Consider the following 20,350-nt stretch of genomic DNA (forward strand, 5'->3'; position numbering starts at 1 on the left):
TCTCAGCCTAACGGAGTCATCGCGTGAGTAACTGTCATTTTCAAACTCGCATTGCGCCACCGCGCGCAGTTTTTGCCTTGAATCGTACTGCCGCGGCGGTACATGCGGTGTTGCTGTCCCTGGCCATGACGAGCCTGGCAGCCCATGCCGGGAGCACGACCGACGAGCAGGACCAGAGCGCATCAACCCTGCCTGCCACGATGGTTGAGGGCCACATGGCCACACCGGCTGATTTGCCGCCCAGCTATGCAGGCGGGCAGGTGGCCTATGGCAGTCGGGTTGGCCTGCTGGGCAACAAGGACTTTATGGAAACCCCGTTCAGCACCATCAGCTACACGGAGCAGTACATTGCTGATCGTCAGGCGCAGAACATCACCCAGGTGATTGCCGCGACCGATCCCTCGGTGTTCAGCAACGGCCTGACCGGAACCTTCAGCGAGAACTATTCGATCCGTGGCTTCGCCAGCAATATCAGCGACGTGATGATGGGCGGGTTATTTGGTGTGGCTCCGTATTACCGGATTTCCCCGGAAATGTATGAGCGCATCGAAGTGCTCAAAGGCCCGTCGGCCCTGCTCAATGGCATGCCGCCGGGTGGTTCGGTAGGCGGGGCGGTCAACCTGGTGCCCAAGCGCGCGGGCGACGAGCCGCTGACCCAGCTGACGGGCACCTACATGTCCGATGCGCAGTTCGGTGGCCATCTCGATGTGGGCCGGCGCTTCGGTGAAGACCAGCAGTTCGGCGTGCGCTTCAACGGTGTGTACCGTGACGGTGACGGCGCAATCAACCATCAGCGCCAGAAAGCCGAGCTGACGTCCCTGGGCCTGGACTGGCGTGGTGAGCGCGTACGCCTGTCTGCCGACCTGTATCAGAGTGAAGACGGTGTGCGCGGGCAGAACCGCGGCATCAACCTGGCTTCAGGCGTGGCTGTGCCCAAACCGCCCAAGGCCAATACCCTGCTCAATCCTGACTGGGCCTATGTGCAGACCACAGACCGCGGGGCGATCGTACGCGGTGAGTTCGACCTGAGCGACAACCTGATGGCCTATGCCGCCTATGGCATGAGCACGACTCACTATGAGTACAGCGGCACCATGCTGGCCAAGGTATTCAACGACGCGGGCGACTTCGAGACCTCCATGGGCCAACTGAAAATGGACCTGGAGAAAACCTCCGGCGAAGTCGGCCTCAAGGGTAACCTGCAGACTGGCGCAATCAAGCATCAGTGGACCCTCAATGCCACGCACTACGGCGACACACAAAAGGACTACGGGCGCCGTTCGGTGCCGGGTGCGGACTGGATCACCAACATCTACCACCCGCAGTGGGGGCCGGCTGCGGCCAAGAGCTTCCCGTACATTGCCCACACCGAGAGCCGCCTGACCAGCTATGGCCTGGCCGATACCCTGTCAGTGCTCGAAGACCAGGTGCAATTGACCCTTGGCGTGCGTCGCCAGCAAGTGCTCACCGACAGCTTCAGCACGTCCACGGGGGCACGCACCAACCGCTATGACGAAGGCGCCACCACGCCGGCGGCGGCATTGCTGGTCAAAATCACCGATCAGGTGTCGGTGTATGCCAACTACATCGAAGGCCTGAGCGAGGGCGCAGCAGCCCCGATGACGGCGAAAAACTTCGGTGACGTGTTCGCCCCCTACAAATCCAAGCAGAAGGAAGTGGGCATCAAAGTCGACCTCGGCGACTTCACCCACACCCTGAGCCTGTATGAAATCACCCGTCCCAGCAGCTACCTGGACCCGGACACCAATATCTTTTCCTTTGGCGGCGAGCAGCGTAACCGTGGTGTCGAGTGGGGCTTTTTCGGCTCGCCGCTGCACAACGTACGCCTGATGGGCGGCGTGGCCCATGTTGACCCCAAGATCACCAAAGCCCAAGGCGGCACCAACGAGGGCAAGACCGCCATCGGCCAGCCCAAGCTGCAGGGCAAGCTGGGTGTGGAATGGGACACCCCGGTGGTCGAAGGCCTGACGCTCACGGCCAACGCCACCTCGGTATCCAGGCAATACATCAGCGCCGACAACGCGCAATCTATACCTGGCTACACCGTTTACGACCTGGGCACACGCTACAGCACCCGTTTTGCCAGCCGTCCGGTGACGTTACGTGCCGGCGTGACCAACGTCACCAACAAGGCCTATTGGGGCACACCGCTGTTGTCCAGCTTGGGCCTGGGTGCGCCGCGCACGGTCGAGTTGTCAGCTTCGGTTGATTTCTAGGGAGGATGGGGGCCTGAGCTTCTGGCAGCGTGCCGCTAAAAGCTCAGGCCAGGGCTCTTGCCTGCTCCCTGATGATCAGACCCTGGCCCCTGGTTTCATCGTCTGACCGGGCGTAGTGAATCGACCCTAGCGGCACAAGAATCGCGCTCGGGCACAGGGCCATCCCGGCCACACCAATGAGGTTTCCATGAGCTGTTCTTCTGAGCGATTGTTTGATCTGTCAGGTCGTGTCGCGCTAGTCCCCGGGTCGGTGCAGGTTGCGTTTCAGAGGGCCGGTTTCAGCAGGGTAAATTATGGATTGCACAAAAAAAAAGCCCGACACTAAGTCGGGCTCTTGACCATTGACTGCTGGCTAGTCAACGGTGCTTGTTTTTGTGCTTGTGCTTACCCTTGCCGCCCGAGCTGTGTCTGTGGCCGTCGTCGCCAAGGTTATTGCCGACTGCACCACCAGCGGCACCACCCAGCCCGGCACCAATGGTCGAGCCGGTGGAACCGCCCAGTTTACCGCCGATAAGCGAGCCGCCAGCACCACCGACTCCGCCACCGATGGCGGCTTCGGTTTTACTGCCTCTGGGCGCCCCCACTGCACTGCCTGCGGCGGCGCCGACACCTGCGCCGATGGCTGCTCCCGAAGAGCCGCCCAGCTGTTGACCGACAATATTGCCTAGAGCACCGCCAACACCACCTCCGACAGCGGCAGATCCATCGCCAGCGGCCATTGCTCCCTGCGAGATCACGATGCCCAGCACCAGGGCGGGTAATGTAATTCGCATGTCATTAACCTCAATCGAAAAGGATAAAGAGACGTATGCAGGAGGGTAACAATCCTGCCTGTACTGGATTTGACGGGTTATCGGGCATTAAGTTCGATAACGGTATGGCGCCTTCTCTTTTGCTAGAGCCTGTTGCCTGCCGTGCTTATCGGTCCAACCGATGCAGGCCCCTACAATTGAAGGGGCCTGCCAGTTGGGATCAGAACGCCAGGCCGACCTTCACGCCGAACTCGTCACGCTTGAGTTTGGTATTGTCGGCAACCGGCGAGTCCCCGTCGATTTTGTACTCCGTACGGGTGTAGTACACCCCCGCATTGATCGGCATGGAACCCTTCTGGTTCATCAGCAGCGAAACTTCTGCGTACGGGTTGGTGCGGTCTTTCATGTCGACGCTATCGCTGCCGAAGTCGTCGACCTTCAGGCGTGCGCGCCCATCGATTGAGCGACGGGCACCCACCTCCACGCGCAGGGTAGAGGTGTCGAACTGGTGGTTGTAGCCCAGTGCTGCCTTGGCAAATGGTGATTTCAGGGTCAGTGTTGTGTCCAGATCATTGATCTCAGGCTCAAAACGGGTCCAGCTGTAACCACCACCGACGATCACGTCGACGAAGTTGCGCGCATCCAGTGCGGCGCGCCAGCCAAGGTCGAGATCGGCTTGGGCTTCCTTGAGCTTGTTGTCATTTTTTTTGCTGTATTTGGCTTCACCACCGATCTGGTAGATGAAGCCCGATTCTTCGGTCATCTTGTTGCCAAAGTTGGCGAACACACCGCCCTGGCCCATATGTTCCTTATCGGACTCTCGACCGCCTTCGAACTTGAAATTGCTGTAAGAACCCAGTAGACCGATGGTGAAGAGTGGGTCGGTGCTAGGGGCGGCCATCACTGCCAGTGGTGCGCTGAGCAGCGCCAGAGCACAGGTGTGACGCAGCAGTTTTGCAGTAAGCATTAGCGAATGTCTCCATGACGTTGATAAAAATGTTTACGAGCGTTTAGATATAACGGCCCTGAAAAGTTCAGAAACAACCCATAAAAAGCTAAAATCTGCCTCGAATCAAGTTTTGATTCTGCCGGCCTGCAGTAGTCTTTTTCTGTCCTGAAGCCGCTGTGCTTGCTCTGAATTATGTTGGGTGTGTGTTGGCTGCAGAAGGGGATAAAAAACAGAATTGTACTGCGGTCAGAATTTTTGCAGGACAAAAATCAAAAAGCTTGCATGAAGAATCTTATGCAAGTCATTGATTTATTTAGTGCCCTAAGCCGGAATTGAATGCCAGGCTTAACTCAATGATTTCGCTCAGTTGATGTCTTTGTTAGTTGCAATAGTGCATTGGGCAATGTATCGCATCTGCATCGCTGGATGAATTTGATGCCAATTTGCGAACGGTATCAGGAGTAATTGACTGGTCAATTGTCACTGATATTTTGCTCAGTCGTAAAAGCCCAGCGATGATGCGGCTACATCATCGAATAATGGTCAAGTGTTTATAATATGTCTTGTTTGTTTGTAGCACGTGGAAACTGGTTTTGATTTATGAGGCGTAGCCAAACAATGGTAGCTTTTTAAGCCCCGGTTTTCAGGGGTAAGGACATTCCAGTGGCAACACAAACTTTACTCCCTCTTTGCACTTTACTGCTGCTGGCAGGCTGTACAGCGCAATCAGCCGCTCTGCCCATCAGCCAGAAGCTCCCGCCTGATAGAGTCGCTGAAATCGCAATGACTATTGAGCAGAAATACCCAAAACGCTCTACTGAAGCTCGCGACAAGCTGCTGAGTACCGTGATGCAATCACTGGACAACAGGGTGTTTGTCGAGGGTGGTGAATTTGAGAAGGGGGATTTTGGTTGGCCATTTGACGATGTTCCCGCCAGTCAGTGCGACTGGCCATGCGGGGTGGATCTGGGGGGATGTTGTCCGCATGTTTTAGGTTCTTCATGGAATCCCGGGAAACACAGAAATAAGAAGGCTGACTTGGTTGATGTAGTTCGTGTGAGCAAATACATCTAGGTTCTGTACGAAATCAGCCAAAACCAATTTGAAACCCATAAACACCGAGATTCAGTAAAGTCCGCGATCATTTAAGGCAGCAACCCACGGTGGCCAAACGGTACGAACTTCCCGACGCAGCCTGGGATTTGGTTGCAGACATCTTTTATGAACCTCGCTGCAGCGGAGGTCACTAACAGAGCGGACAAAGGCTATGACGCCGAAGCGTTGCGTCGTTACTGCGACCGGTATCGGATGTGGTCGGTGATTCCTTTGTGCAGCATGAAGCTCAAACACAGGCCGGGCTTACCGAGACTGTTTGATCGCCCCAAGCACCGACAGCGCAATATCATCGAGCGTATGTTTGGCTGGCGGATAGAGAACCGCCGTATCGTTATGCGCTTCGACAAGCTCGCGAAAAGTTATGCGGTGATGGTCTCGCTGGCCTGCACCATGGGATGTTTACGACATGACTTTTCGTACAGAACCTAACGTTGGTATTTGTAAAATTAAGGAGTCAGGAATGAACATCTTTATGCTCCATTGTATTCAACCCTGTGGCGCCAGCCTTCGGGCATTAGAGGGCCAAATAGATCGACGCGTCATTGCACCAGACCTGTTGCAGGTCATTGAAAACGTTCAACATCGGACAGGCATTGCTGCCAGCCACTTAATGCCCTTGCAGAACGTCGCGAAAGAGAAAAACTGCATTATTGGTATCCGTCCGGTTGAAGCCGTGGCGACCGGGCTGATTGAAGATGGCCACCCAACCAAAGACTTCCATATCAAAGGCAAGAGCGCCAACTGGGGGCCCCAATCCGGGATGATCTGTGTCGATCAGGCTTTCAGCAAACTGGAATGCTGCCTGACATCCGACCCGGCGCGTATCGAGAAATTCAACGGGAAGAATCGTCAATGCATCGAAGGCGGTCATGCCGTTGCCGTTCCGCTGGCAATTTCCCGCGAACGCATGCGCACGCTGCTGGCCGGTGATCTCATCACGGACATGCATTCTGCGGATGCGCAGGGGAGAATCAGCTTCAGCGCAAAAGCGCCCAGCGGAGTATTTTACAAGTTCGAAGCCATCCCCGCACCCGGTGTGGTCGCTGGCCTGTACCAAATTAACCATCAAGGACAGCCGCTGGAAGTCCTTGCGAAAACGCCGGAGGGCAAGGCACTGACGGCCGACTATGACTTGCATCTGGTCGGACCACATATCAGCGACCTGGGGCCGCAAGATAATCTGCCGGTCCCGGATATCGCGCACGATGTATTCAAAGCTCGCATCAACGGATACACCGACCGGGCAACGCACTCGCGCCCCAGGAACTTGGCAATCGAACTGCGCGAAGACTATGCAAGCGCCAGCAGCTTTTACCACAAGGAAGACCCTGATATTGGCAATGCCACGAGCCGTATTGCCGCAATGATTCCTGTAATCAATGCGGCCTTGGTCGGCGAGGGGGAACGGGTGGTTCATCACAACGCGGATTCAGGTAGTCCGGCCAGCGAAGCCACTGCCAACTACCCTGCCACGTTCTTTTTGCCTACCAAGCTGGAGAAATTTGATGAAATCTGTGTGATCGAGAACCTTCAGCAAATGACCGCACTGGTCCAGCAAGCGAAAAACAGCGGATACTACATTCCGCTCAACCCGTTATGGGAGCCAGAAATAACTAGCGTCAGACGCTCGGATTTCACAAACTTTCAGAGGTTGCTCAATCGCATCTGACAACAGGCCCGGGCTGATCCACATAGCGGACATTCTGTGAGGCTCGGCCCGTATTTTAAGACTTGGGCGTGACAAATTATGTTGCAAGTGACCACGTATGGTCTTTCAGACAGGGGCTGCAACTGACAGCGAGTAACGGGAAATATATTCAAAAAGTCCCTTGGATAAGAAGTTGGTTTTGTTCCCTTGCCCCCCCAAAAAAAGCCTGAACCCTATGGCATGAAGCCACCGAAGTGGGGCAACTATGAGCTGAGTATTCCATATCGTAACGATGAGACACTGGATAAAACGGTACATGATCTGCTGACCGAAATCAGCCAAGAGGCCCAGATGCGCAACTGTTTAATCGAGGTGGACGCTTGGGAAGAGACTCTGAACGGAGGTGCCTGGGGTTTGGCTGCGGTCGGGGTGCCTTGAATTTTGGTATGTTGGCAGGACGCCAGGGGGAGGGGCTAAAATCGGGAATTGCGGAGCGGTCTGAATTTTTGCGGTGCAAAAAACAAAGGGCCTGCACGAAGAATCTCATGCAAGCCCTTGATTTGTTTGGTGCCCGAAGCCGGAATCGAACCGGCACGTCCTTACGAACGGGGGATTTTAAGTCCCATGCGTCTACCAATTTCGCCATTCGGGCGGTAGCGCTATAAAGCGGGTCACGAAGGAAGGTGCTTTAACAAGCAAAGTACTCAAGAGCCTGCGTAACAGGTGGACGAATATATAGAGCCTGCGCCCATGAGGCAAGGTCGATAACGTCCATTTGTGTACATTTTTTTACTCTGCAGTTGGATAAAACCGTCGAAAAATCATAGGTATATGCATCAGGCCGGGTTTGTTGGGGCATTTGCAGCGCTGCTCCTGCGCGTATTCACGAGTAGGCTAGGCTGCTTGCACAGCTGGGACATGAGTGGCCTTGATGAATACAAGTGTGATTTACGCATTGGCGGCGGCAGCGCTGTTCGGGGCCAGTACGCCACTGGCCAAGGTGCTGGGCACCGAGGTATCGCCGGTGATGCTGGCCGGGCTGTTGTACCTGGGCAGTGGCCTGGGGCTGTTGTTGGTACGCTGTGCCCGCGATCGGGGCTGGAAGCGCTCGGGCCTGGGTGCCGGTGAATGGCCCTGGCTGCTCGGGGCGATTGTGTTTGGCGGGATCCTGGGGCCTGTGGCCTTGATGTTCGGTTTGAGCCTCACCAGCGGTGCAACGGCTTCGCTGATGTTGAATCTTGAACCGGTGCTCACTGCGCTACTGGCCTGGCTGGTGTTCAAGGAAAACGCAGACCGGCGAATCGTGCTGGGGATGTTGGCCATCATTGCTGGCGGCGTGGTGTTGTCCTGGCCTTCCGGGGCATCTGCGGCAGTGTCACTGTCCTGGCTCGGGCCGTTGGCGGTGGCGTTTGCCTGTTTCTGTTGGGCGGTCGATAACAATCTGACGCGCAAGGTGTCTGCTTCTGATGCCCTGTATATCGCGGGCGCCAAGGGCCTGTTCGCGGGGCTGGTAAACTGTACGATTGCATTGGCTCTGGGGGCGAAGGTCCCAGCGCTTGGGGTGCTGAGCCCGAGCCTGCTGATCGGTTTTTTAGGCTACGGTGTGAGCCTGGTCCTTTTTGTCCTGGCGTTACGTGGCCTGGGGGCCGCGCGCACCGGGGCATACTTTTCAACGGCGCCTTTTCTGGGGGCGGCGATTTCCATTGTGGTGTTGGGCGAGTCGGTATCGCTGCTGTTCTGGCTGGCGGCGGCCTGCATGATTGTCGGGGTCTGGCTGCATCTTACCGAACGCCATGAGCATGAGCATGTGCATCAGCCGCTGGAGCACTCCCATCGCCATACCCACGATGAGCATCACCAGCATGATCATGCCGGGGATATACCGGCGGGCAAGGCTCACAGCCATGCACATCAGCATCCTGTGATCAGCCATAACCATCCGCATTTCCCGGATATCCATCATCGCCACCGGCACTGAGTCATTACGTTTTACACCCTGATTTCAATGGAGCTATGGATCGCGCATGTTTGAACACATCGACTTCAATTACCTGCTGGCAACTTATGGCTACCTGGCCATTTTTATCGGCTGTTTGCTCGAAGGTGAAACCATCCTGATCCTCGGGGGCATGGCGGCACACCAGCATGTACTCAAGCTGTTGCCGGTGATTGGTTATGCCAGCCTGGCGGGCATGCTGGGTGATCAGTTGCTGTTTTGGCTCGGGCGTTATTTCGGTGCTCGCCTGTTGTCGCGCCTGCACAGGCAGCAGGCCGCTATTGATCGGGTGACGCAACTGATTGGCCAGTATCCGACGGTGTCGATTTTTTCAGTGCGGTTTTTGTATGGCATGCGCCTGATCGGGCCCATGGTGATCGGTGCAAGCAAGGTTTCGCCGTTGAAGTTTCTCTGCATCAATGCCTTGGGCGCGGCCGTCTGGGCAACGCTGTTTGCCAGTGGCGGATATTGGGCCGGGGAGTTTCTCGAAGGCGTGCTGGGCGACCTCAAGCCCTATCGCTTGCCGATCGCCCTGGGCGTGGTCGCATTGATGGTGGCGGTGGCTGTTGCCCGTCACTACAGGGCGAAAACCAAAGCCGTTAAATCACTTTGACAGCACGGCCGATAAACTGGATCGGTCCTGTCGGCTTGCCTGTTGTCGAACCGTTGGGACCTTCCAGGGTCAGCTCAAAAAGTTGATCGGACGCCAGCGGCGGCAGGCGGTCCAATGGCAGCGACAATACTTGCCCCGGTTTGACCAGCCCCAGGGATACCGGGCCGGCCCAGTCGTCGCCCTTGGTCCAGAACTCCAGGGCCTTGTCGCTAGGCACTTGCGCGACGCCAAGCGGGATCAGCTGGATATGTTCACGATCGTTGGCCTGGATGACCCAACCTGGCGTCTGACTTTGTGGTGCCACCAGAACCACCACATAGGCGGGCGGTGAGATGGCAGGTGTCGCGGACCACAACGCCGTGCCCAGTGCCAGCGTTGCAGCCAGGCCTGCGGCCGTCAGGCCGCGCCACAACGGCAGAAGGTTCCACCAACGGGTACTGGCCTGTGTTGGCGGGGCTGGGACATTCAAGGCGTTCAGGCTGCGCTCGATTCGCGGCCACAGTCGCTCTGAGGGCTGTTGCGCCGGGGCAAGGTCGTTGAGGGGCAGCAGTCGCGCTTCCCAGCGATCGACTGCGGCCTGAAGATCGGGCTCATGGGGCAGGCGTTGCTCAAGCGCACGCCGTTGTAGCCCATTGAGCGTGCCCAGCACGTATTCGCCCGCCAGGGCATCGAGATCGGCCGGGTCGCTATTGTCAGGTGTAGAAGTCATCCCATGCACTCGCGCAAGGCGCTCAGGCTGCGTTTGATCCAGGCTTTTACGGTGCCCAGAGGGGTGTCCAGTTTGTTTGCGATTTCTGCATGGGTATAGCCGTCAACATAGGCATGCACAATGCAGGAGCGCCGGGCCGGGTCGAGTTGCTCAAGACAGCCGTATATGCGCTCGCAGCCGTCTGGCCAGTGCAATGGGTCCTGCGTCTGGAGGCGACCATCGAGTGTGGCCAGGGGTTGCAATGCCAGCTCGCTGTTTTCGCTGACTTGAATTTCCAGGCGAGTTTCACGCATAGCGTTCAGGGCCATATGCCGGGTCAGGCTGAAGATCCAGCCTCGTGCAGAACCGCGCCCGGGGTCGAAGCTGGAGGCGCGCAGCCAGATTTTGATAAAGGCGTCATGCACGATGTCTTCAGCCAGTGCGCTGTCGCGGGCAATGCGCTTGGCTACCCCCAGCAAACGGGCACTTTCCTGGGCATACAGGGCCACAAGCGCCTGCTGCTCGCCGCGGGCGCAGGCCAGCAGGCAGGCTTCATAGTCGAAAATTGGCTCAGGTAGCGTCACAGTGTTCCGCCGTTGCAGATGGGACATCTCCGGTCATTGCCCGGACTCCATCGAAGCAGCGTAGACGATGTAGCGCATTAGCGGCTGGCCCAGAAAATGTAATCGGCCTGGTACGGCACTATTTGTCGCTGGCCATTGTTGGCGGCAGTGCAGGCGCTGGCAGGTGCCGCACCGCCCTTGAGTGCCACACGCTGGATGTAACTCACACCGTTCATGGCGCCTTTGCCCTCTGCCGGATTGGCCTTGACCAGTTGATAGGGCAGGTTGCCAGCCCCGGCTGGAGCTACTGCGAGCTGGGTGCCTGTGACTCTGGAACCGTCCAGGGCTTGCCAGGTCGCGGGAGGGCCAAAGTAGGTACCTACTTGTTTACCATTTGTGTCATTGAGTTGTGCCTTTGGGCCTACAAAAAACCACTCCATTTCGCCTGCTGAATTGGCTTTTTCTTTACATTCATAAGTTATTTCACCTACACCAACTGTCGTCATCGCCATCTTGTGGCCATCGGGAACTCTAATGTTTTCGGGCAAATTCGACTGTGCCCAGGCGCCGGTGGCTGTCATCATCATCGCGGCGGCAAGTGTCAGGCTGGCATGGCTGATCAAGGTTTTTGCGTTCATGTTGCTTTCTCCTGATGGGATAACAGCGCGCTGCTGTTACAGGTACTACCCCCAGGAGGAGGATTTGGATGCAGTTGCAAAAAATAAACATGAAAGGCAAAGTCCGGGAACCCGGTTGCGTGACTGATCCCTTGGCCTAAGCTCTGAAATACAAGCTCAACGCCAAGGGTTTCAAGGCATTGGTAACACGCTCGCGAAGCCGGTCCGATAGTAAAAGGAGATCTGGATGTTTATCCGTTTATTGATCCTTGCCACTGTGCTGGTTGCTGGCACCGTGCAGGCCGTTGAAGTTCCCAATCCACTTGAACAGGATCGCGGCAAGTTGCGTCCGCTGGTTATCGTTGCCCGTGCAGACGCCGACCCCACCCTGGTCAATCTCAAGAAAGCCCTTGAAGAGCCGGCCAACAAGCAGGCTTTTGAGCAGCGCAACATGGTGCTTTATACGATCGTGGGCATTACCGGCAAACGTGATGGCAAGGACCTTGAACCCCAGAGCACCATGTCGCTGATTCGCGGGCTCAAACCGGGGATGATCATCGACAAGGCCAAAGTGATCCTGATCGGCAAGGATGGTGAAAAGAAAGTCGAGACGGTGGGTGATGTTGACCTGGCCGAGCTGTTTAAAACCATTGATGCCTTGCCCGTTGCCGAACAGCAAACCCAGGCACCGGTTGCCGTGGAACCCCCGGCGAAGGGCGTCGCCGCTGGCAAATCGGTTAAACCAGCCAAACCGGCAAAAGCGGTTCAGGCCCTGGACGACTGAGCACCAGCCAAAAAAAGGCCCGCTGGGGGAGCGGGCCTAAATGGGATTCACTAAAGGAGTGGATCCAATCTAGGCGCATTAATGTGAAAGTGACGTGAAAACCTTGTCGTCAAAACGCAAACCACTGCCAATGTGTGTGGTGAAAATAGTGCCCATCTGTAGCGCAATGCCAGCTGGGTAATCCGATAGGGTGGTGCTACTGCTCCCTGACTGTCGGATAACCTTATGCCGTTCTCCCTTGAACTGATCTCTGCCTTCGCGCTCTTTGCCTTCGTTTCCTCCATCACCCCCGGCCCGAATAACACCATGCTCCTGGCATCTGGGGTCAACTTTGGCTTCAGGCGCACCATCCCCCATGCTCTGGGCATCAGCTTCGGCTTTATGTTCCTGGTGCTTGCGGTTGGATTGGGGCTGGGGGGTGTATTCAAGGCCGTGCCCATGGCCTACACCGTTTTGCGTTATTTGGGGGCGGCGTACTTACTGTATCTGGCGTGGAAAGTCGCCACTTCGGGGCCGGTGTCCGAGTCGGACGCAGCCCGGGGCAAACCTTTGGGCTTCTGGGGCGCAGCGGCGTTTCAATGGGTCAATCCCAAGGCCTGGGTGATGGCCATTGGTGCTATCACCACTTACACGCCGTCCCAGGGTTATATCGTCAACGTTTTTATCATTGCCCTGGTCTTCGCCATCATCAACTTGCCCAGTGTTTGCGTGTGGGCAGGTTGCGGCAGTGCGTTGCGCAATGTGCTGACCCGGCCCAAGTGGCTGCTGGCATTCAATCTGACGATGGCGATTCTGCTGGTGGTGTCGCTGTATCCGATTCTGTTTGATGTTCATTGAGCCATTCCTGGCTCAGAGTTGCGGTGTCACCCAGGTACTCCAATAGCCAGGTCATTGCCGGGGAATGATTTTTCTGTGCCCAGGCAATGCACGAAGGGCTGGCAGGAAAGGGCCGCTGCAGGTTCAGCGCAAGCAGTTGGCCCTGGTCGATCAGGGGCTGGGCCAGATGGGCGGGCACCATGCCGACACACAGACCGTTGCTCAAACAGGCCAGCCCCGATGCCCAGTCGGGCACCATCATGCGGCGCTGGTTATCCAGGGTCCAGGTGTCCCGCTTGGGCAGGCTGCGTGAGGTGTCATCCATGCACAGTGCGGGGTAGGGGCGCAGATGCTCATCACTCAGCAATCCGGCAATGGATGCCAGCGGATGCAGTGGGCTGGCGACGCACAGCCAGTGCAGAAAACCCATGTCGCGAAAAGCAAAACTTCCTGCCACCGGTACCGCTCGGGTGGCACCTATCACCAGGTCGGTGCGCCCGTCCACCAGGGCGTCCCATACACCGTTGTACACCTCGTACTGAACAATCAGCTCTACATCGGGGAAATGCCGATAGAAGTCGATAAGCATTTGCTGGCAGCGCGGTTTTTTGATGATTGAATCCACGGCCACACGTAGCTGGCCACTCCAGCCATTGGCCACCTGCTGGCAGAGGCGGCGGGTGCCGAGCATTTTTTTCATGACGCTGCGGGCTTCCTGGACAAACATCTGACCGGCAGGCGTGAGCTCCACATCCCTGTGACGGCGGACAAACAGTGGCACTGCCAGCCATTGCTCCAGTTGGCGCACGGTGTAACTGACAGCGGAGGGTACGCGGTGCAGTTCCTGGGCTGCGCCACTGAAACTGCCGTGGCGAGCTACTGCATCAATCACATCCAGGGAGTATTCAGACCACATAGGTTTGCCTTCAAAAAATTCGATGCCAGTTGGCAATTATTATCGCTTCACAAGCAAATCCTCAGCTGGATAATGCTCGGCAGTCAACAAATTGTTTGATGGCAAGTTTTTGGGTGCACATGAAAAACTCTTTTGGTTTTACCTGTTATCTCGCAGGGCTCAGCATGCTGGGCTATCTGGCAATGGATATGTATTTGCCGGCATTCGGCGCGTTGCGCAGTGAGCTTGGGCTTTCGGCCGGTGCCGTGGGCGCGAGCCTGAGCATCTTTCTGGCCGGGTTCGCCTTGGGCCAGTTGCTCTGGGGGCCGTTGTCGGATCGCCTGGGGCGCAAGCCGGTGTTGTTGGCAGGGTTGTCGCTGTTTGCCCTGGGTTGCGTGGGCATGTTCTGGGTTCAGGACAGTGTGCTGCTGCTGAGCCTGCGGTTTATTCAGGCCATCGGCATTTGCGCGGCGGCGGTGACCTGGCAGGCGCTGGTCATCGACCGATACCCTGCTGACAAGGCCAACCGTGTATTTGCCGGGATCATGCCGCTGATGGGCCTGTCACCGGCGCTGGCTCCTTTGCTGGGGGCCGTGGTGCTGGGTCATCTGGGTTGGCAGGCGATTTTTGCGGTGTTGCTGGGTTTGGCGGTGCTGCTGATCGTTCCGACGCTGCTGCTCAAGGAACCCCCTCGCGCAGCATCCAGGGCCGTCAAGGCCAGGGTGAGTTACTGGCAACTGCTGAGCACTGCAACTTTCAGTGGCAACGTGATGATCTTCGCCGCGTGCTCGGCCAGCTTTTTTGCCTGGTTGACGGCCTCACCCTTTATTTTGGGTGATATGGGCCATAGCCCGAGCGATATCGGCTTGAGCTACGCGTTGCCTACTGTTGCATTTATGGTGGGTGGCTACAGCTGTCGCAGCGCGCTGCAGCGGATCAGCGGACGAGCGCTGTTGCCCTGGTTGCTGGTGGCGTACTGCGCGAGCATGGTTGGCTTGTATGTGGTTGCGACCCAGACCGTGCCGACGCTGACCACCTTGCTGATACCATTTTGTCTCATGGCGCTGGTCAACGGTGCGAGCTATCCGATTGTTGTAGCGAGTGCATTGAAACCGTTTTCGGAAAACTCCGGCAAGGCCGCAGGCTTGCAGAACACCTTGCAGCTTGGGCTGTGCTTTTTGGGCAGTTTGCTGGTGTCGACCTTTATCAGCCAGCCGCTGCAAATCACGGTTCAAGTGATGCTGGCTACGGCGCCGCTTGCGGTGCTGGGGTATTTGATTCAGCGGCGCAAGGTGAATGCCGAGGTGTTGGCGGCGTCTTGAATTAATAGACCTCCCATGACGCGCCTAATACCCATCAGGCGCGTGCTGCAAAACGATTGGGTGGCACAACAGGCGAATCAGGCCACATCCACCAGCACAATCTCGCTGTCTTCAATTGCCGTAACCCGTAGCACGGTCTCATCGACAACGGCCACACCATCCCGTGCGCTGGCCCGTAGACCATTAACCTCGATCAACCCGGTGGCAGGCACCAGATAGGCGCGCCGACCGCTGTCCAGACAGTACTCGGCGGTTTCCCCGGCTTTAAGGTTGGCCGCCACCAGTCGCGCATCGGCACGAATGCGCAGGCTTTCAAGGTCACCCTCCTTGCCGCTGGCCAGGGTCACAAAGCCCTCGCGCTGGCCTTTGGGGAAAGGCTTGGCCCCCCAGGACGGAGCATCCCCTTGCTGATTGGGTATGATCCAGATCTGGAAGATCCTGGTCGGTGTCGGCTCCAGGTTGTATTCGCTGTGGGCAATCCCGGTACCTGCGCTCATTACCTGCACATCGCCCGCTTCGGTACGACCCTTGTTGCCCAGATTGTCTTCGTGGCTGATAGCACCTTCGCGAACATAGGTGATGATTTCCATATCGCGGTGCGGATGCTTGGGGAAACCGGTACCAGGTGCGATCACGTCGTCGTTCCATACCCGCAGGTTGCCCCAGTTCATCCGCTGCGGGTCGTGGTATTCGGCGAACGAAAAGTGGTGATGGGCGTCCAGCCAGCCGTGGTTTGCTCCGCCAAGTGTGTTGAAAGGTCTGAGTTCAAGCATGATGCTTCTCCTGAGTAGAGTGCCAAGGGTTGCCCGGTTGGCGATGGGATGATTCTCCATCAGCAACATATCGATAAAAAGCTGAAAAAATGCGTCAAAACAATCTGTTTAATAGATGTATTTGTGCGGCATTAAATCGCCATTTACCTTCAAAGCAGGCTCTAAACGGCTGATGCCCAAGCAATTAGCTAGAAATTGGCGGGCAATGGGGCGACCATAGCCCCTCCGCCCGGACAGCCTCAAACCCTGGAGTCAGCGTGCCGCAACACAATCCCGAACTGCCTGAACAGCTTGCCCCCATCACCCAGTTGCCTTTGCTCAAGCGCCTTGCTGCGCGATTGTTTGGCAGTGGCTTGAGCCGTTTGCGCGCACAACATGCGCCGTCCTGGCTGCAGGGCCAGGCAGACGGGTTTCGCAGCGGGCACAGTGCCGGGGTGGATTACGGTTTCAAGGAGGGCCATGCCGAAGGGCTGGAAGAGGGCAGTCAGGTACTGTTTATCAGCGACATGCGCCCGCAGGAACTGCGTGCCCCCGGGATCGACGAAAACCTGTTCGATGACTGGCGCCTGCCGCTGGGCCCGGAGCTGAAAAAACTGATCAAGGCCGACGTCGCCGCCAATCTGCCCGCGCACGCCCAGCCCAGTGCGGCACAGTGGAAGATGATCTTCAGCGATACCCCGTCCACCTCGGTGGTTGCCGGGGCCGGGGCCGGCAAGTCGACGTCGCTGGTGTTGCGGATTCTGCTACTGACCCATTATCTGGGCTTTGAACTCGATTCGATGACCGTGGTGACCTTTACCCGTGAGTCACGCAAGGACTTTATCAAGAAGCTGCAGGAAATCTTCGCCTTGTGGGGGCACAATCTGTCGCTCAAGCAAGCCCGTGATGTAGTACGCACCTTTCACTCGCGGATTTTGCCCATGGTGCGCAGCCTGCCCGGCTACAGCCAGTTACAGGCCTTCGAGACCCTGAATAACCGCAACCTGCTTAACGACGACGATACTGACAGCAATCCGTTTGACCTGCGTATCAACGATGCCCAGCGCCAGCAACTGAATGCCTGTTATCACGGGCTATATAGCCGCGATGAGCGTTTCCGCCAGACCCTCGCACCATTGCGTCTGCATGCCTTGCAGCTCAAGGAGCTGGAGCGCGACCATCCTGATGTGCAAAAACGCATGGCCGTGACCGAGCTGGCCTCCAGGCGCGACGAAGAACTCTGTGACACCCTGGAAGACCTCTGGTTTGCTGCCGGCGCGTGGCCGATCAAGGGTATCGAGCCCAATCGCGAAACTGTCGAGATCAATGGCTCGCCGTTCCATTGTCACGGCTATATTGCCGAGCTGGATGCCTGGGTGGTGCTGGGCTTCGATCCCCGAGAAAACCCGCAGATGTGCCGTCCCGGGGCCAAGCTCAGCGTGCGCGCCGAATGGGCAGTAAAACGCACCCTGTTTCAAGCTTTTTGCAGCAAGCCATTGATATGGCTTGAAAATTACGATGCTGCCAAGCGTGTTGTCAGTGCCTTGGCAGGTGATGCCAGCGCAGGTCCCGGGTTTGATTACAAACTCAAGGGCGAACTGGGCTCAGCACCCTTGCTCGACAGTTTTGTCGCCGCCGCCAGCTTTATCGAAAACCTGGGGCTGGACGTGGCCGCTGCCGTGGGCGAAATGCGCTTTGCCAAGGATGACCCGGACCGGTTCTTTTTTGAGGCCTTGAGCCTGTTCTGGCGGGCGCTGGAAGACCACTTGCTGGCACAGACGCCGCCGGTGATGACTTACAACCGCATGTTCTCCCTGTTTGGCGAGAACACCCCGCAGAACTTCAAGCTGCTCAGCCACGAGCAACTGCGCCCGCTGTCGCACTTGATGATCGATGAGTTTCAGGATGTCTCGCCACAGATCGTGTCCTGGCTACGCGCCAGCTTGCGCGAGATCCGCAGCCGTGGCCCGGCCATGCATGTTGGCCGTGGGGCCCAGCGTTCTTCGTTGTTGTGCGTGGGCGATGACTGGCAGTCGATCTACGGCTGGCGGGGCAGTTCGCCCAAGTACTTTATGGAGTTCGACAAGCAATTCCTGTCGCCTGCCACTACCCGGGTGATGCTCAGCGACAACTTCCGCAGCCATCAACACATCATCGATGCCGCCGAGCACATCGTGCGTGCCGCGCCGTCTATAGCCGGCAAGCGGGCCAAGGCCAGCGGCGAGCCCAAGCCGGCAGTTCCGGTCACTGTGCTCAATCGCGATGATCAAGCCTTGGCTGCGCAGTTGATCGAACATTACAACGCAGGCGACAGCATCTTGATGTTGTTTCGAAAAAGTAGCGATAAGTTATTGATTGAAAAGGATCTGCAGTCAGTAGTTAATGCAGATTCTAGGTTGGAGCCCCAAGAGCGCAGGCTCAAGCTACTGACCTACCACAGCTCCAAGGGCTTGCAGGCGGATGCTGTTTTCCTGTTGGGGGATTGCCAGCATCTGACAACGTCACCTTACAAAAATCAGGTTTACCGCATGGCCGGCCTGGGCAAGGAGGGTGACCCCGAGCCGTATGACAATGCCCAGAAAGACGAAATCCTGCGTCTGGCCTATGTCGGTATCACCCGGGCAGTCAAACATTGTTACTGGTATGTGGAAAGCCAGGATGGCCAGGGGCCGAATATCCCCAGGGCCTCGGACCGCGTGCCTCAGGGCAAGGCGTTTTTCGAGGACTTGCGGCTCGATAACAATAATTAAAGGATCACTTCAAGATGGATTCCCAGTTTGCCAAAAACACCTGCGCCCGCGTATTCGCCTTGTCAGCCCTGGTGCTGTGGACAGGCGGATGCAGTACCGGGCAGTCAGAGCAGCAAACCCGCTCCGAGTTGCCGCCTGCGCCCGAAATAGCCTCGGGTTTGCGTTCCGATATGGCCCCGGTACACGCTGTCCGGCATTTGGCAGCAGCGGCCAACCCGCTGGCCACTGAGGCGGGGCAGCAGATGCTGCGCAAGGGCGGCTCGGCAATAGACGCAGCCATCGCCATGCAGGCGGTACTCGCACTGGTTGAACCGCAGTCCAGCGGCATCGGCGGCGGTGCTTTCATTATGTATTGGGACGGCAAGCGCGTGCAGGCCTTCGACGGTCGCGAAACCGCCCCGGCAGGTGCCACCCCGGGTATGTTCCTCGGCGCAGATGGCCAGCCGATACCATTTTCCCAGGCGCAGATAGGCGGGCGTTCCGTCGGTGTGCCCGGGGTGCTCAGGGCGCTGGAGATGGCCCATCAGCAACATGGCAAACTGCCCTGGCATGATCTGTTTCAGCCGGCTATCAAACTGGCCAGCGAAGGGTTTCCTGTCTCCAAACGCTTGCATACGCAAATTGCCGCCGACACGTTTATGGTCGGCTCCCCGGAAATGGCTCGGTACTTCCTCACCCCTCAAGGGCAAGCCTTGCCGGTTGGCACTTTGCTGAAAAATCCGGAACTTGCACGCACCCTGCAAACCATCGCGGTGCGCGGGGCCGACGGGTTTTACCAGGGTGCCGTGGCCCAGGCCATGGTGGACAAGGTTCGCTCCCACCCCCGACCTGGCACTCTGTCCCTTGCTGACATCAAAGGTTACCAGGCTCGGGAGCGCACGCCGGTATGTGGTGACTACAAGCAGTGGCAAATCTGTGGCATGCCGCCGCCGTCTTCGGGAGGTGTAGCCGTCATACAGACGCTGGGGATTCTTGAGGCCCTGCAAAACAAATCCCCGGCCCTCGATCTGGCAATAATGCCACCTCTGCCGGGCACTGGCGGAGCAGGCCTGGAGCCTTCGCCGTCTGCGGTCCACCTGATCGCTGAAGCAGAGCGTCTGGCTTACGCTGACAGGGCACAGTACCTGGCGGACAGCGACTTCGTACCGGTCAATGTGCAAGGGCTGACAGAGCAAGGTTACTTCAAGACACGAGCGGCGTTGGTCGGTGACAAGAGCATGGGCCGTGCCGAGGCGGGCGTTCCGGTGGGCATCCACCTTGCCCTGGCCCCGGATCGATCGCCACTGCGCATTTCTACCTCACAAATAGCCGCTGTCGACGATCAGGGCGGGGCCATATCCATGACCACCTCGGTTGAAGCCGCGTTTGGTTCGCATGTGATGACCCATGGCTTTCTTTTGAACAACCAGCTCACCGACTTCTCGTTTATACCCGAGGAAAACGGCAAGCCGGTGGCAAACCGCATCGAGCCGGGCAAGCGCCCGCGTTCTTCGATGGCTCCAACCCTGGTGTTCGAGCGCGAAAGTGGCGAACTGGTCGCAACCATTGGTTCGCCGGGTGGTTCGCAGATCATTGAGTACGTCAACAAGTCGCTGGTTGGCCTGCTGGACTGGAAGTTGAACCCGCAGGACGCCATCAGCCTGGGCAATTTTGGCAGCCGCAATGTCGACACTGAACTTGAGGCTGGCCGCTTCAGCCCGGCGCTGGTGCAGCAATTGCAGGACCGTGGGCACAAGGTGGCATTGATCGAAATGACCAGTGGCACGCAAATCATCATGCGCAGCAAGGATGGTTGGGTGGGCGGTGCCGATCCGCGCCGTGAAGGCACTGCCTTGGGGGATTGAAACCAGCG

17 protein-coding genes, 1 tRNA gene and 1 pseudogene are annotated in these 20,350 nt (G+C 57.5%); 11 read left to right on the forward strand and 8 right to left on the reverse strand.

Going from position 1 to position 20,350, the window contains the following annotated elements; all coding sequences use genetic code 11:
- The first annotated feature begins 23 nt into the window (after window positions 1–23).
- Complete coding sequence (locus tag CJU81_RS10410; protein ID WP_095036515.1) at window positions 24–2,237, forward strand: TonB-dependent receptor; 2,214 nt, start codon at window positions 24–26, stop codon at window positions 2,235–2,237.
- 356 nt (window positions 2,238–2,593) lie between these two features.
- Here the strand turns inward: CJU81_RS10410 and CJU81_RS10415 are convergent, their stop codons facing one another.
- Window positions 2,594–3,010 (reverse strand): hypothetical protein, encoded by a 417-nt coding sequence (locus CJU81_RS10415; RefSeq protein WP_095036516.1) that lies wholly within the window; start codon window positions 3,008–3,010, stop codon window positions 2,594–2,596.
- 199 nt (window positions 3,011–3,209) lie between these two features.
- On the reverse strand, window positions 3,210–3,956 hold the full coding sequence (locus tag CJU81_RS10420) for an outer membrane beta-barrel protein (RefSeq protein ID WP_095036517.1): 747 nt from the start codon (window positions 3,954–3,956) through the stop codon (window positions 3,210–3,212).
- A gap of 645 nt (window positions 3,957–4,601) precedes the next feature.
- On the opposite strand from CJU81_RS10420, the gene CJU81_RS23765 reads away from it, so the two are divergent.
- The 3 genes and pseudogenes from CJU81_RS23765 to CJU81_RS10430 all read left to right on the forward strand — a co-directional run bounded on the left by CJU81_RS23765 (window position 4,602) and on the right by CJU81_RS10430 (window position 6,723).
- On the forward strand, window positions 4,602–5,012 hold the full coding sequence (locus CJU81_RS23765; protein WP_141232591.1) for a hypothetical protein: 411 nt from the start codon (window positions 4,602–4,604) through the stop codon (window positions 5,010–5,012).
- Between the two features lie 180 nt (window positions 5,013–5,192).
- Window positions 5,193–5,483, forward strand: a pseudogene (locus tag CJU81_RS10425) (transposase); the annotation flags it as partial.
- A 31-nt stretch (window positions 5,484–5,514) separates the two neighbouring features.
- The gene (locus CJU81_RS10430; RefSeq protein WP_254924858.1) at window positions 5,515–6,723 is read left to right on the forward strand and encodes a CyaA/EF/ExoY family adenylyl cyclase toxin; all 1,209 of its coding nucleotides are present in this window, start codon (window positions 5,515–5,517) and stop codon (window positions 6,721–6,723) included.
- 544 nt (window positions 6,724–7,267) lie between these two features.
- Here CJU81_RS10430 and CJU81_RS10440 read toward each other — a convergent pair.
- Window positions 7,268–7,354, reverse strand: a tRNA-Leu gene (locus CJU81_RS10440).
- 279 nt (window positions 7,355–7,633) lie between these two features.
- On the opposite strand from CJU81_RS10440, the gene CJU81_RS10445 reads away from it, so the two are divergent.
- Together CJU81_RS10445 and CJU81_RS10450 are read left to right on the forward strand one after the other, a co-directional pair.
- Window positions 7,634–8,680 carry an EamA family transporter gene (locus CJU81_RS10445; RefSeq protein WP_095036518.1) on the forward strand — a complete coding sequence of 349 codons (1,047 nt, stop codon included), beginning with the start codon at window positions 7,634–7,636 and terminating at the stop codon, window positions 8,678–8,680.
- 46 nt (window positions 8,681–8,726) lie between these two features.
- On the forward strand, window positions 8,727–9,311 hold the full coding sequence (locus CJU81_RS10450; protein WP_095036519.1) for a DedA family protein: 585 nt from the start codon (window positions 8,727–8,729) through the stop codon (window positions 9,309–9,311).
- Here CJU81_RS10450 and CJU81_RS10455 read toward each other — a convergent pair.
- The 3 genes from CJU81_RS10455 to CJU81_RS10465 all read right to left on the reverse strand — a co-directional run bounded on the left by CJU81_RS10455 (window position 9,298) and on the right by CJU81_RS10465 (window position 11,200).
- Complete coding sequence (locus tag CJU81_RS10455; RefSeq protein ID WP_095036520.1) at window positions 9,298–10,020, reverse strand: anti-sigma factor; 723 nt, start codon at window positions 10,018–10,020, stop codon at window positions 9,298–9,300. The two genes, CJU81_RS10450 and CJU81_RS10455, sit on opposite strands and share 14 nt — an antisense overlap.
- A complete protein-coding gene (locus CJU81_RS10460) occupies window positions 10,017–10,583 on the reverse strand; it encodes a sigma-70 family RNA polymerase sigma factor (protein ID WP_176464823.1) in 567 nt (188 codons plus the stop codon). Before CJU81_RS10460 ends, CJU81_RS10455 begins: the two co-directional genes overlap by 4 nt.
- Window positions 10,584–10,660: 77 nt before the next feature.
- Window positions 10,661–11,200 carry a DUF3455 domain-containing protein gene (locus tag CJU81_RS10465; RefSeq protein ID WP_095036522.1) on the reverse strand — a complete coding sequence of 180 codons (540 nt, stop codon included), beginning with the start codon at window positions 11,198–11,200 and terminating at the stop codon, window positions 10,661–10,663.
- A 226-nt stretch (window positions 11,201–11,426) separates the two neighbouring features.
- Here CJU81_RS10465 and CJU81_RS10470 point away from each other — a divergent pair, with 226 nt between their 5' ends.
- Complete coding sequence (locus CJU81_RS10470) at window positions 11,427–11,963, forward strand: DUF4174 domain-containing protein (protein WP_095036523.1); 537 nt, start codon at window positions 11,427–11,429, stop codon at window positions 11,961–11,963.
- Window positions 11,964–12,188: 225 nt separating this feature from the next.
- The gene (locus CJU81_RS10475) at window positions 12,189–12,800 is read left to right on the forward strand and encodes a LysE family translocator (protein ID WP_095036524.1); all 612 of its coding nucleotides are present in this window, start codon (window positions 12,189–12,191) and stop codon (window positions 12,798–12,800) included.
- Here the strand turns inward: CJU81_RS10475 and punR are convergent.
- The gene (gene punR / locus CJU81_RS10480; protein ID WP_095036525.1) at window positions 12,736–13,695 is read right to left on the reverse strand and encodes a DNA-binding transcriptional activator PunR; all 960 of its coding nucleotides are present in this window, start codon (window positions 13,693–13,695) and stop codon (window positions 12,736–12,738) included. The genes CJU81_RS10475 and punR overlap by 65 nt on opposite strands.
- 119 nt (window positions 13,696–13,814) lie before the next feature.
- Between punR and punC the strand changes: the two genes are divergently transcribed.
- Window positions 13,815–14,996: a purine nucleoside transporter PunC gene (gene punC, locus CJU81_RS10485; protein WP_095036587.1), complete on the forward strand. Its 1,182-nt coding sequence runs from the start codon at window positions 13,815–13,817 to the stop codon at window positions 14,994–14,996.
- 77 nt (window positions 14,997–15,073) lie between these two features.
- Here punC and CJU81_RS10490 read toward each other — a convergent pair whose 3' ends face one another.
- Window positions 15,074–15,769 carry a pirin family protein gene (locus tag CJU81_RS10490; protein WP_095036526.1) on the reverse strand — a complete coding sequence of 232 codons (696 nt, stop codon included), beginning with the start codon at window positions 15,767–15,769 and terminating at the stop codon, window positions 15,074–15,076.
- 257 nt (window positions 15,770–16,026) lie between these two features.
- Between CJU81_RS10490 and CJU81_RS10495 the strand changes: the two genes are divergently transcribed.
- Entirely contained in the window at window positions 16,027–18,498 is a 2,472-nt protein-coding gene (locus CJU81_RS10495; RefSeq protein WP_095036527.1) for a UvrD-helicase domain-containing protein, read from the forward strand.
- A 14-nt stretch (window positions 18,499–18,512) separates the two neighbouring features.
- Window positions 18,513–20,342, forward strand: a complete 1,830-nt coding sequence (ggt, locus tag CJU81_RS10500; RefSeq protein WP_095036528.1) for a gamma-glutamyltransferase — start codon at window positions 18,513–18,515, stop codon at window positions 20,340–20,342.
- Window positions 20,343–20,350 lie beyond the last annotated feature (8 nt).

It is taken from the genome of Pseudomonas fragi, assembly GCF_002269505.1.
GTDB lineage: Bacteria > Pseudomonadota > Gammaproteobacteria > Pseudomonadales > Pseudomonadaceae > Aquipseudomonas > Aquipseudomonas fragi_D.